Here is a 12826-nt window from a genome sequence, read left to right on the forward strand (position 1 = left end):
GATAGAGAAGTGTCGGCTGGTAGGCCGCCATCGCAGGCAAGCCAGCTCCCACAGAGGGATCGCGGGGTGTCAGGTAGATATGCATCGGCTGTCGGGCCGTCATCGCAAGCAAGCCAGCCCCCACATTTTAATCCGCGTGTGTGTCAGCGAGATTCGCCGAGCAATAGGCCCTGCTCCCGCGCGCACAACTCCACCACATAATCCCACAACACCCGCAACCGCACCGACTTGTGCAACTCCCGGCGCGAGCTGATCCAATAGCTGCGCTGAATGCCCTCCGCCGGCAGCAACGGCACCAACTCCCCATCCCCAGCCGCCATAAAACACGGCAACACCGCAATGCCCAACCCCGAACGCGCCGCCTGGTGCTGCGCAATCACACTGGTGCTGTGGAACACCACCTTGGGGTTACGGCAGAAGCTGTTGAGGAACTTCAGCTCCTGGCTGAACAGCAGGTCATCGACATAATCGATCCAGGCATGGGCAGCAAGGTCTTCACGCTTCTCGATAGGCGGGTTGCGCGCCAGATAGCCACGGCTGGCGTAAAGCGCCAGGCGATAATCAGTAAGTTTGCGCGTCACCAATTGATCGGCGCTGGGGCGCTCCAGGTGAATGCTGATCTCCGCTTCGCGGTTGAGAATACTGACAAAACGCGGCACCGCGACCAGCTCCACCTCCAATCCTGGATAGCGTTCAAACAACCCGCCCATGCGCGCGGCCAAAAACATCACGCCCAGCCCTTCGGCCACGCCGAGGCGGATCTTGCCCAGGGGCGCAGCAGAATGGGTGAGTTCGTCTTCGGCCAGCAGCGCTACGTTCTCCATGGCCTCGGCATGCTTGAGCAACGCTTCGCCGGCAGGCGTCAGTTCATAGCCCTGGGCATGTTGCACGAACAACGCCGTGCCGAGGCTTTTCTCGATGGCGTCGATATGCCGGGCCACGGTGGCATGCGTGGTTTTCAGGCGTTGGGCGGCGGTGAGCAGGCGGCCACTGCGCTGCAACTCGAGAAAAAACCGCAGGTCATTCCAGTCGAACATATCGCCTCCAGTGCCTGAGCCAGCCGGCGTTGTTTAAAAACGCACAGCAGGTGGGTAAAAACTAACATTTTTAAGACGAAAACTAACAACTAGGATGGGGCCAATAAGAAAAACAAGCGAGACCCCAGATGCCCAATGCAACTGCTGAATACGATTACATCGTCGTCGGCGCCGGCCCTGCCGGATGCCTGCTGGCCAATCGTCTGTCCGCCAACCCGGCTCACCGTGTCCTGCTGCTTGAAGCCGGTGGCCGCGACAACTACCCCTGGATCCATATCCCCGTCGGCTATCTGTTCTGCATTGGCAACCCCCGCACCGACTGGTGCTTCAAGACCCAATCCCAAGCTGGCCTGCAAGGTCGCGCCTTGAGCTACCCACGGGGCAAAGTGCTGGGCGGCTGCTCGTCCATCAACGGCATGATCTATATGCGCGGCCAGGCCCAGGACTACGACGGCTGGGCGGCGGCAGGCAACGCTGGCTGGGCCTGGAAAGACGTATTGCCGCTGTTCAAACAGAGCGAAAACCATTTTGCCGGCGGCTCTGAATTCCACAGCGAGGGCGGCGAGTGGCGCGTCGAGCAACAGCGCCTGTCGTGGCCGATCCTCGATGCGTTTCGTGAGGCGGCGGCCCAAAGCGGCATCGCCAATATCAATGACTTCAACCAGGGCGACAACGAGGGCTGCGGTTACTTCCAGGTCAACCAGAAAGCCGGTGTGCGCTGGAATGCGGCCAAGGCGTTTCTCAAGCCGATCCGCCAGCGGCCCAACCTCACCGTGCTGACGGAGGTAGAGGTTGAGCGTGTGCTGCTGGAAAACGGTCGTGCCTCGCAGGTACTGGGGCGTCAACACGGCCAGTCGATGGGCTGGAAGGCGCGCAAGGAGATTGTGCTGTGCGCGGGCTCGGTGGGTTCGCCGGGGATTCTGCAACGCTCAGGCATCGGCCCTTCCCAAGTGCTCAAGCCCCTGGGTATCGACGTAGTGCATGAACTGCCAGGCGTTGGCGGCAACCTGCAAGATCACCTGCAACTGCGCCTGATCTATAAACTGGAAAATGCCCGCACCCTGAACCAGATCGCCGGCACATTGTGGGGCAAGATGGGCATGGGCCTGCGCTACCTGTACGACCGCAGCGGCCCGCTGTCGATGGCGCCCAGCCAGCTCGGCGCATTTGCCCGCTCCGGCCCGGAGCAAGCCTCGGCCAACCTGCAATACCACGTCCAGCCACTGTCCCTGGAGCGCTTTGGCGAACCGTTGCACGGCTTCCCAGCATTTACCGCGTCGGTCTGCGACCTGCGCCCGCAAAGCCGCGGCCGGGTGGATATTCGTTCGGCCAACCCGGCGGATGCGCCGCTGATACAGCCTAATTACCTCAGCCACCCAGAGGACTTGCGCGTCGCCGCCGACGCCATTCGCCTGACCCGGCGCATCGTTGCCGCTCCAGCCCTGAGCCAGTTCAAACCGGTGGAATACCTGCCCGGCCAAGCCCTGCAAACTGAAGAACAACTGCACGAGGCCGCTGCGCGGATCGGCACCACGATTTTCCATCCGGTGGGCACCTGCCGCATGGGCGATGACAAGGACGCCGTGGTCGACAACCAACTGCGCGTACACGGCATTCCCGGCCTGCGCATTGCCGATGCATCGATCATGCCGCGCATCACCTCCGGCAATACCTGCTCACCCACGCTGATGATCGCGGAGAAAGCCGCGCAGCTAATCCTGTCCCCAAACACTGTAGGAGCGAGCTTGCTCGCGAAAAACCCACCAGCACCGCGCACTACAGGGCACCCCGCGTAATCGTTGACGTTGAAAAAATAGCGGCGCTGAGGTTGGCGCCGACAGTGGAACAACAATAAATAATCACTGTGAGGGACACCCGATGTCAGAACATGCTCAACCCCTGGGCTCGGCGGCCAGTGCAAGTACCGCCAACGAATCAAGAAAGGTCATCTTCGCCTCCTCCCTGGGGACGGTGTTCGAGTGGTATGACTTTTTCCTCTACGGCGCCCTGGCGGCGGTAATCAGCAAACAGTTCTTTGCCGGGGTCAACGACACCACGGCGTTTATCTTTGCCTTGATGGCCTTTGCCGCAGGCTTTGTGGTGCGGCCATTCGGTGCGCTGGTGTTCGGCCGCCTGGGCGATATGATCGGGCGCAAGTACACCTTCCTCGTGACCATCATCCTGATGGGCGTGGCAACCTTCTGCGTCGGGTTGCTGCCGACCTACGCCAGCATCGGCATTGCCGCACCGATCATCCTGATCGTGCTGCGCATGCTGCAAGGCCTGGCGCTGGGCGGTGAATACGGTGGCGCCGCTACCTACGTGGCCGAGCATGCGCCACCGGGCAAACGCGGACTGCATACCAGCTGGATTCAATCCACCGCCACCCTCGGCCTGCTGCTGTCGCTGCTGGTGGTGCTGGCCTGCCGTTACTTCACCGGCGATCAGTTCGAAGTGTGGGGCTGGCGCATTCCGTTCCTGTTTTCCATCGTGCTGCTGGGCATCTCGACCTGGATCCGCATGAGCCTGCACGAATCGCCCGCCTTCTTGAAAATGAAAGAGGAAGGCAAGGCGTGCAAGGCGCCGATTCGCGAGTCGTTCGGCAAGTGGGAAAACCTTAAGGTGGTGCTGATCGCCTTGTTCAGCATCAACGGCGGGCAGGCGGTGACCTTCTACGCGGCGCAGTTTTATGTGCTGTTCTTCCTCACCCAGTTCCTGCGCATGGACCCGGCCCTGGCCAATATGCTGTTGATCATCAGCGTGGTGATTGGCGCGCCGTTCTTTATCCTGTTTGGCTGGCTGTCGGACAAGGTCGGGCGCAAGCCGGTGCTGATGCTCGGCCTGCTGTTGGCGACCGTGCTGTACTTCCCGATCTTCAAGGGCCTGGCGCACTACACCAACCCGGCGATGGACCAGGCTAGCCAACAAGCGCCGATCACCGTACTGGCCGACCCGGCCACCTGCACCTTCCAGTTCGACCCAGTGGGCAAGGCCCGTTTTGACAGCCCGTGCGACAAGGTCAAAACCTTCCTGGTCAAACAGGGCCTGCCCTACAGCAGCGCCGCCGCCCCTGCGGGCAGCCCGGTGCAAGTGAGCGTGGGCGATGTGCGTATCGATGGCTTTGACGAAGCGGCCCTGCGTGGCGCCGTGGCCCTGGCCGGCTACCCGTCATCGGCGGATGTGGCCCAGGTCAACAAGCTGATGGTGGTGGTGCTGATCGTGGTGCTGATCTTCATCGCCGCCATGTGCTACGGGCCCTTGGCAGCGCTGATGGTGGAGCTGTTTCCAACGCGCATCCGCTACACCTCGATGTCCCTGCCCTACCACATCGGTAACGGCTGGTTTGGCGGGTTTCTGCCGACCGTGTCGTTCGCCCTGGTGGTGTACACCGGCGATATCTTCTACGGGTTGTGGTACCCGGTGGTGGTGACGGGCGTGAGCCTGATCGTCGGGCTGTTCTGCCTGAAAGAAACCCGGCATGTGGATATCGAAAACAACTGATACCCCCCCCTGTAGGAGCGAGCTTGCTCGCGAAGATCGTTAACGATGACGCGGGGAACCTGGTGCCTCGCGTCGCTCTCAGGTTCTTCGCGAGCAAGCTCGCTCCTACAGCGGTGTGCGATGCTCACACAAATTGCTGTACATCCATACAGATAATGGTTGCTCAAATCCCTTCAAATAAGCATCCTGCAAGGCATCAACCTGATCTGATGTGATGACCATGCGGCTGTACCTCTGTGAAAAACCCTCCCAGGCCAAGGATATCGCGGCCGTGCTCGGCGCCAGCCGCCGCGGCGATGGCTGCTGGCTGCTGGCTGGGTAACGGAGTCACGGTCACCTGGTGCATCGGCCACCTGCTGGAAACCGCCCCGCCCGACGCTTACGACGCCAAGTACAAACGCTGGGTGCTGGCCGACCTGCCGATCGTTCCGGAAAAGTGGAAGATGCTGGTCAAGCCCAAGACCGCCAGCCAATACAAGGCCGTCAAGCGCTTGCTGGGGGAAGCGAAGGAACTGGTGATCGCCACCGACGCCGACCGCGAAGGCGAGATGATCGCCCGTGAACTGGTGGAGCATTGCCGCTACCGCGGGCCGATCCAGCGGCTGTGGCTGTCGGCACTCGACGACGCCTCCATTCGCAAGGCCCTGGCGGCGCTCAAACCCGGTGCAGAAACCTTCAGCCTGTATCACTCGGCCCTGGGGCGCTCACGTGCCGACTGGCTGATCGGCATGAACATGAGCCGCCTGTTTACCCTGCTGGGGCGCCAATCCGGTTACCAGGGCGTGCTGCCGGTAGGCCGGGTGCAAACCCCGACCCTGCGCCTGGTGGTGGACCGTGATCGCAGCATCGCCGACTTCGTGCCGGTGGCCTATTGGGCCATCGATGTCGACCTGCGCCACGAGCGCATGACCTTCACCGCCCAATGGCGCGCCCCTGAGGATGCCTGTGACGACCAGGGCCGTTGCCTCAACCCGCAACTGGCGCGGGACGCCGCCGACGCCATGCTCAACGCCGCCACGGCGCGGCTGGTGAAACTGCGTACCGAACGCATGCGCGAGGTGGCACCCCTGCCCTTCGACCTCGGCACCTTGCAGGAGATCTGTTCGAAGAAGCTTGGCCTGGGCGCCCAGGAAACCCTGGATATCGCCCAATCCCTGTACGAAACCCACAAGGCCATCACCTACCCGCGCAGCGATTGCGGTTACCTGCCATTGAGCCAGCACAGCGAGGCGCCGAAGATTCTGGCGGCCCTGGGCCGTGCGGACACGGCGGTCAACGAACTGATGCCACACATCGACCCACAGCGCCGTTCGCGGGCCTGGAACGACGCCAAGGTCAGCGCCCACCACGGCATCATCCCCACCGGGGCCGGCAAGGACATCAGCCAACTGACCGGCAAGCACCGTGCGGTCTATACGCTGATTCGTGCGCGCTACCTGGCGCAATTCCTGCCCAACCATGAATACGACCGCACCCAGGCCGATTTCGACTGTGCCGGCCAGGCGTTGCGCGCGGTGGGCAAAGTGGTCATCGAACCGGGCTGGAAACGCGCCCTGCCCGAAGCGCTGGCACCCACCAAAGGTCGCGAAGCCCCTGCGCCCCAAGCGTTGCCGACGCTGGTGCAGGGCCACGACTACGCCGTGGCCAAGGTCAACCTCAAGGACCTGTGGACCCAGCCACCCAAGCCCTTTACCGAAGGCGACCTGATCAAAGCAATGAAAAACGTCGCCAAGCTGGTGGAGGACCCGTTGCTCAAGCAAAAACTCAAGGACACCACGGGCATCGGCACCGAGGCCACCCGCGCCGGGATCATTCAGGGCCTGCTGGACCGCGGTTATCTGGTGAAAAACGGCAAGGCCCTGTCGGCAACCCCGGCTGCGTTCAGCCTGATCGACGCCGTGCCCCGCGCTATCGCCGACCCCGGCACCACCGCCATCTGGGAACAGGCGCTGGACATGGTGCAAAGCGGCGAAATGAGCCTGGAAGAATTCGTCGCCAAGCAAGCGGCGTGGATGAGTAAACAGGTGGCGCGCTGCAACGGCATGCGCATGACCATCACTGGCCCCGCCAGCCCCGCTGGCCGAGGTGCAACGCCGTGGAAAAAGAAACGCAAGGCCGCCCCACGTAAGGCTGCTGCCAGCCCCAAGCGCGGGAAAAAGCCGGCAAATGCCGGTTAAATACCGAAAAAAACCGGGACATGACGTTTTTCGACAGGTTTAACGCCGCATTGGCCCTTGCTCCGGCGGGTTCGGTCTAGGATTCTGTAGGGGATCTGGACTACCAACAACAACACCGGAGTGGCCGCCATGAAGACCGTTGCACAACTGCTCAAAGCCAAGGACCAGAAGAACCAGGACGTCCACACCATCAAATGGGACCACACCGTGTTTGAAGCGCTGGTGCGGATGTCCGAGAAAAACGTCGGTGCCTTGCCTGTGGTCAAGGATGGCGTGGTGGTCGGCATCATCAGTGAACGGGATTACGCACGCAAAATCATGCTCAAGGGCCTCTCGTCGGTGACCACCAAGGTCCATGAGGTGATGAGTTCGCCGGTGATCACGGTGGATACTCACAAGAGTGTCGAGGAATGCATGAACATCATGACCGACAGTCACCTGCGCCACCTGCCCGTGGTCGAAGGCGGCAAACTGCTGGGCCTGCTGTCCATCGGTGACTTGGTCAAGGAAGCGATTGCCGAACAAGCGGCCTTGATCCAGCAGCTGGAACAGTACATCCGCGGCGAATAGGGGGAACCCATGCTCGACACGCTGGACCATCAGGAAGACCACCTCGACACCCTGCACCGGGCCATGACCGGCCGGCGTTTTCTGGTACTGACCGGCGCAGGGATCAGTACATCTTCGGGTATCCCGGATTACCGGGACGGTGAAGGTGTACGCCGGGGCAAGCCACCGATGATGTACCAGGAATTCCTCGCCACTCCAGAGGCGCGGCGCCGCTACTGGGCGCGGGCGATGCTGGGGTGGCCGCGGGTGCGCATTGCCCAGCCGAACAAGGCCCACCTTGCGCTCGCGACGCTGCAACACCGTGGCCATATCAGCGGGCTGATTACGCAGAACGTCGACACCCTGCACGACCAGGCCGGCAGCCAGGGTGTGATCGAGTTGCACGGCAGCTTGCATCGCGTGCTGTGCCTGGATTGCCAACTGCGCAGCGAGCGCGACGCGATCCAGCGGCAGATGGAAGTCGATAACCCGCACATGGCACAGGTTCATGCGGTGCAAGCGCCAGATGGCGACACCTTGCTCGATCCCGCGTTCGAACAGCGCTTCCAGGTGCCCCGCTGCCCCCACTGCAATGGCGAACGGCTGAAACCGGATGTGGTGTTCTTTGGCGAAAACGTCGCACCGGCGACGGCGCTCAAGGCAATGACGGCGGTAGAGCATGCCGAGGGATTGTTGGTGGTGGGTTCGTCGCTGATGGCCTATTCGGCGTTTCGCCTGTGCAAGGCGATGGTTGAACAGGGTAAGCCGGTGATTGCTATCAACCTGGGCAAGACGCGGGGGGATGAGCTGTTGCAGGTAAAAATCCAGGCGTCCTGCGAGCAACTACTGCCATTACTGGTCGACCAGCTCTCCCTGTAGGAGCGAGCTTGCTCGCGAAAATCGTCAACGATAACCGGGGCAACCTGACACCCCACGGCGAGCCCGAGTTTTTCGCGAGCAAGCTCGCTCCTACAAGGGTTAAGGCGCTCGACCATCACTTCCAAAAAATGACGCCCAAGTCACGTTTTCTCGCATTCCCCCGTCCCCACGGCAATTTATGTAGTGCACCAAAATAATCACTACATAACCGTTGACGTAACCTTTTTGTCCTTGCATGATCTAGACGTCTCTCGGATCGAGAGCGTTGGTAACAAGCGTTTTGAACAGGCTCGTCTGACCGCCGAGCTGTTTTTCTGGATGTGCACTGCCCACAAGGCAGATTGATGAAGCTGACCGGCCCCGAGAGGGACAGGTACAAGGCGCTCAAACGCGGCTTGTCTTCGCAATCAGAGCATTGCGTAGCAGTCCATCAGCAAGACTACATGCATCAGCTTCAAGACCCTGCCCGTATTCGGCAGCCCGTCGCTGACGCCCGGTTTTAGTAACCGGAGACAACTTAACTGGTATTAACGAACCAACTGATAGATCGCCAACTGGTCAAGGGGCTTACACATGAATCTGAACAACCAACCAACTATCGATGAATTGGCTGAGATGTTCGCAGCGCAGAAAGACACACTCGACGACCATATCCTGTGGATTGGCAAATCGGGCGAAGTGCAAATTGACTGCCTGGCGCCCCATACCGAAGAAGCCGAGTTTGACCGTAACAACCGTGAGCTGGCGGCGCGCCTGAAGATGTACCGCCGTGGCCAGGGTTATGTCGGCAAGAAAGCCGCGGCTGACCGCAACTTTATCGAACAGGTGTTCGACACACTTAACAATGCCTGGGCGTCTTTCAAAGACAGCTCGCAAGTTAAAGTGATCGACCGTTACTACTAATAAGTAGTACTCAATTAATGTGGGAGTTGGCTTGCCAGCTCCCACATTTGTATTTACCGGTTTAGAAACTTGGAAACCTGCCCTTCCCCGCTTCATCTCGAAAGATATCAAACAACACTTGCGCCGCCGCAGACAGTTCATGCCCCGGCTTGGTCAGCACCCCAATCGGCCGCTCGATCACCGGGCCGGTCAAGGTAATGCAATGGGCTCCGGCCTCTTCCATCTGCCTGGCGCATAACGCCGGCACCGCGCTAACCCCCAAACCGCTGGCAACCATCTTGCCCACCGTCGCCAGTTGATGGCTTTCCAAGGCCACGGGCAATTTCATCTGCAAGGCCCCCAGGTGCTCTTCCAGCATCACTCGCACGGTGGAAGGCCGTTGCAGGGTGATGAACGGCTGTTCCAATAGAGCTTTCCAGTCGATTTCAGCGCGCTGGGCCAAGGCTGAATCTCCCGGGACCACGGCGATAAAGCGGTCCAGGTACAGCGGCGTGAACGCCAATGACGAGCCTTCAGACGGCTCGAACGCCACCCCCAGTTCCACCTGTCGGTCGCGCACCATCTCCAGCACTTGCTCATTGATCAGGTCATGCACCGTCACGTTCACCTGAGGGTAACGGGCGCGGAATATCTTCAGGATCGGTGGCAACAGGTTCCCCGCGAACGACGGCATGGCCGCCACCGTGACTCGGCCGCGTTGCAGGGTAAAACGCTGGCGCAGTTCGTCTTCGGCGTTATCCCAATCGGCAATCAACCGGCGGGCCAGGGGCAACAGGGATTCACCTTCAGGGGTCAGCGCGACGTTACGGGTATTGCGGCTGAACAGGCGCCCACCCAAACCTTCTTCCAGACCCTTGATGGTCAAGCTCAACGCCGACTGGGAAAGGTGCAAGCGCTCGCAGGCAGCGGCAAAACTCAGGCTTTGCGCGACAGCGAGAAAGGCACGCATCTGTTTGACGGTCATGAGCTGCTCCGGACGATGACTGGACTATGCTGTTTTCTAAATCAATCAACCTTAAAAAACAACTTAACAAATCAATCCGCTGGCGCAACACTCAGCTCACTGGCTGGACCACAAACAATAAAAGAGGTGCATATGGCAGGTTTCGATAAACGCGTGGCGTCCTATGAAGAAGCACTGGCAGGCCTGGAAGACGGCATGACCGTGCTCTCCGGTGGTTTTGGCCTGTGTGGCATTCCGGAAAACCTCATTGCCGAAATCAAGCGCAAAGGCACCCGCGACCTGACGGTGGTTTCCAACAACTGCGGCGTCGATGGCTTCGGCCTGGGCGTGCTGCTGGAACAGAAGCAGATCAGCAAAGTGATCGCTTCCTACGTGGGTGAAAACGCCCTCTTCGAGAAACAACTGCTCAGCGGCGAGATTGAGGTGGTGCTTACCCCTCAAGGCACCCTGGCAGAAAAAATGCGCGCAGGCGGTGCAGGCATCCCGGCCTTCTTTACCGCCACCGGCGTCGGCACCCCCGTTGCCGAAGGCAAGGAGACCCGCGAATTCAAGGGTCGCCCGTATCTGATGGAAGAGTCCATCACCGGCGACTTTGCCATCGTCAAAGGCTGGAAAGCCGACCACTTCGGTAACGTTATCTACCGTCACACCGCCCAGAACTTCAACCCGCTGGCCGCCACCGCCGGCAAGATCACCGTGGTCGAAGTCGAGGAAATCGTCGAACCGGGCGAGCTGGACCCGGCGCAGATCCACACCCCTGGCATCTACGTCGACCGGATCATCTGCGGCACCTTCGAAAAGCGCATTGAACAGCGCACCGTCCGCAAATAATCCCCGTCCAGAACAATAAGAGGAAACAATCATGGCGCTTACCCGCGAACAAATGGCTCAACGCGTTGCCCGCGAAATGCAGGACGGTTACTACGTGAACCTCGGTATCGGCATTCCGACCCTGGTGGCCAACTACATCCCCGACGGCATGGAAGTGATGCTGCAATCGGAAAACGGCCTGCTTGGCATGGGCCCGTTCCCGACCGAAGACACCATCGATGCCGACATGATCAACGCCGGCAAGCAGACCGTCACCGCACGCATCGGCGCCTCGATCTTCTCTTCTGCCGAGTCGTTCGCGATGATTCGCGGTGGGCATGTCGACCTCACTGTACTGGGCGCATTCGAAGTGGACGTACAGGGCAACATCGCCTCCTGGATGATCCCCGGCAAGCTGGTCAAGGGCATGGGCGGTGCCATGGACCTGGTGGCTGGCGCAGAAAACATCATCGTGATCATGACTCACGCCTCCAAGGACGGTGAGTCCAAGTTGCTCAGCCAATGCAGCCTGCCGCTGACCGGTGCCAACTGCATCAAGCGTGTGCTCACGGACCTGGCGTACCTGGAAATCGAAAATGGCGCTTTTGTCCTCAAGGAACGCGCACCTGGCGTCAGCGTTGAAGAGATTGTGAGCAAGACCGCCGGTAAACTGATCGTCCCGGACCACGTTCCAGAAATGCACTTCCAGTGAGGACAGATTCCATGCAAGACGTCGTGATTGTTGCTGCCACCCGCACCGCCGTGGGCAGCTTCCAAGGTTCGCTGGCGAATATTCCGGCTCCTGAACTGGGCGCCGCCGTAATCCGTCGCCTGCTGGAGCAGACCGGCCTGGACCCGGCGCAAGTGGATGAAGTGATCCTCGGCCAGGTGCTCACCGCAGGCAGCGGCCAGAACCCGGCGCGCCAGGCTTCGATCCTCGCCGGCCTGCCCCACGCCGTGCCGAGCCTGACCCTGAACAAGGTCTGCGGCTCGGGCCTCAAGGCTTTGCACCTGGGCGCCCAGGCCATTCGTTGCGGCGACGCCGAGGTGATCATTGCCGGTGGCATGGAGAACATGAGCCTGGCCCCGTATGTATTGCCTGCCGCGCGCACCGGGTTGCGCATGGGCCACGCGAAGATGATCGACAGCATGATCACCGACGGCCTGTGGGATGCGTTCAACGATTACCACATGGGCATCACCGCCGAGAACCTGGTGGACAAATACGGCATCAGCCGCGAAGCCCAGGACGCCTTTGCCGCCGCCTCCCAGCAAAAAGCCGCTGCTGCTATCGAAGCCGGGCGCTTTGCCGATGAGATCACGCCGATCCTGATCCCCCAGCGCAAAGGCGACCCGGTGGCCTTCGCGGTGGACGAACAACCCCGCGCCGGCACTACCGCCGAATCCCTGGCCAAGCTCAAGCCTGCGTTCAAGAAAGACGGCAGCGTCACCGCCGGCAACGCCTCCAGCCTCAACGACGGCGCTGCGGCTGTGATGCTGATGAGCGCCGACAAAGCCAAGGCCCTCGGCCTGCCCGTACTGGCGCGTATCGCCAGCTACGCCAACGCGGGTGTCGACCCGGCCATCATGGGCATCGGCCCAGTCTCGGCCACCCGCCGCTGCCTGGACAAGGCCGGCTGGCAGTTGGCTGACCTGGACCTGATCGAAGCCAACGAAGCCTTCGCCGCACAATCCCTCGCGGTGGGCAAAGAGCTGGAATGGGACGCGGACAAGGTCAACGTCAACGGCGGCGCCATCGCCATCGGCCACCCTATTGGGGCTTCAGGCTGCCGCGTACTGGTGACCCTGCTGCATGAAATGATCAAGCGCGACGCCAAGAAAGGCTTGGCAACGCTGTGCATCGGCGGCGGCCAAGGCGTAGCCCTGGCACTCGAACGCAACTGACCTGTAGGAGCGAGCTTGCTCGCGAAAAACGTCAACGATAACGCAGCGCTCCTGGTAGAACCTGTTGCCTATGAGTGCTTCGCGAGCAAGCTCGTTCCTAC

The 12826-nt window shown here is 60.9% G+C and carries 10 protein-coding genes and 1 pseudogene; 9 read left to right on the forward strand and 2 right to left on the reverse strand.

The features are described from left to right. Positions 1 to 143 precede the first annotated feature (143 nt). Positions 144 to 1037: a LysR family transcriptional regulator gene (locus tag PSH76_RS16755; RefSeq protein ID WP_305492621.1), complete on the reverse strand. Its 894-nt coding sequence runs from the start codon at positions 1035 to 1037 to the stop codon at positions 144 to 146. Positions 1038 to 1165: 128 nt separating this feature from the next. Between PSH76_RS16755 and PSH76_RS16760 the strand changes: the two genes are divergently transcribed. The 6 genes and pseudogenes from PSH76_RS16760 to PSH76_RS16795 all read left to right on the forward strand — a co-directional run bounded on the left by PSH76_RS16760 (position 1166) and on the right by PSH76_RS16795 (position 9046). Beyond that, positions 1166 to 2833 carry a GMC family oxidoreductase gene (locus tag PSH76_RS16760; protein ID WP_305492622.1) on the forward strand — a complete coding sequence of 556 codons (1668 nt, stop codon included), beginning with the start codon at positions 1166 to 1168 and terminating at the stop codon, positions 2831 to 2833. Positions 2834 to 2915: 82 nt separating this feature from the next. After that, positions 2916 to 4538: an MFS transporter gene (locus PSH76_RS16765; RefSeq protein ID WP_198715188.1), complete on the forward strand. Its 1623-nt coding sequence runs from the start codon at positions 2916 to 2918 to the stop codon at positions 4536 to 4538. Positions 4539 to 4758: 220 nt separating this feature from the next. Then, positions 4759 to 6715 (forward strand): annotated as a pseudogene (locus PSH76_RS16775) (DNA topoisomerase III). Between the two features lie 129 nt (positions 6716 to 6844). Beyond that, positions 6845 to 7285, forward strand: coding sequence for a CBS domain-containing protein (locus PSH76_RS16780; protein ID WP_032892454.1), 441 nt, complete (start codon positions 6845 to 6847; stop codon positions 7283 to 7285). Between the two features lie 9 nt (positions 7286 to 7294). Further along, positions 7295 to 8143 (forward strand): NAD-dependent protein deacetylase, encoded by an 849-nt coding sequence (locus PSH76_RS16785; protein WP_278918462.1) that lies wholly within the window; start codon positions 7295 to 7297, stop codon positions 8141 to 8143. A 573-nt stretch (positions 8144 to 8716) separates the two neighbouring features. Beyond that, positions 8717 to 9046 carry a hypothetical protein gene (locus tag PSH76_RS16795; RefSeq protein ID WP_003190335.1) on the forward strand — a complete coding sequence of 110 codons (330 nt, stop codon included), beginning with the start codon at positions 8717 to 8719 and terminating at the stop codon, positions 9044 to 9046. Positions 9047 to 9107: 61 nt separating this feature from the next. Here the strand turns inward: PSH76_RS16795 and PSH76_RS16800 are convergent, their stop codons facing one another. Further along, the gene (locus tag PSH76_RS16800) at positions 9108 to 10010 is read right to left on the reverse strand and encodes a LysR family transcriptional regulator (RefSeq protein ID WP_032892460.1); all 903 of its coding nucleotides are present in this window, start codon (positions 10008 to 10010) and stop codon (positions 9108 to 9110) included. 132 nt (positions 10011 to 10142) lie between these two features. Between PSH76_RS16800 and PSH76_RS16805 the strand changes: the two genes are divergently transcribed. Genes PSH76_RS16805 through PSH76_RS16815 form a run of 3 tightly spaced genes read left to right on the forward strand, consistent with a single transcriptional unit; the run spans position 10143 to position 12725 of the window. Beyond that, a complete protein-coding gene (locus tag PSH76_RS16805) occupies positions 10143 to 10841 on the forward strand; it encodes a CoA transferase subunit A (protein ID WP_003190329.1) in 699 nt (232 codons plus the stop codon). 31 nt (positions 10842 to 10872) lie between these two features. Further along, positions 10873 to 11532, forward strand: coding sequence for a CoA transferase subunit B (locus PSH76_RS16810; RefSeq protein WP_003190327.1), 660 nt, complete (start codon positions 10873 to 10875; stop codon positions 11530 to 11532). Positions 11533 to 11543: 11 nt separating this feature from the next. Then, on the forward strand, positions 11544 to 12725 hold the full coding sequence (locus PSH76_RS16815) for an acetyl-CoA C-acetyltransferase (RefSeq protein ID WP_138762682.1): 1182 nt from the start codon (positions 11544 to 11546) through the stop codon (positions 12723 to 12725). Positions 12726 to 12826: the final 101 nt, after the last annotated feature.

It is taken from the genome of Pseudomonas sp. FP215, from assembly GCF_030687795.1.
Taxonomy (GTDB): Bacteria; Pseudomonadota; Gammaproteobacteria; order Pseudomonadales; family Pseudomonadaceae; genus Aquipseudomonas; species Aquipseudomonas salmasensis.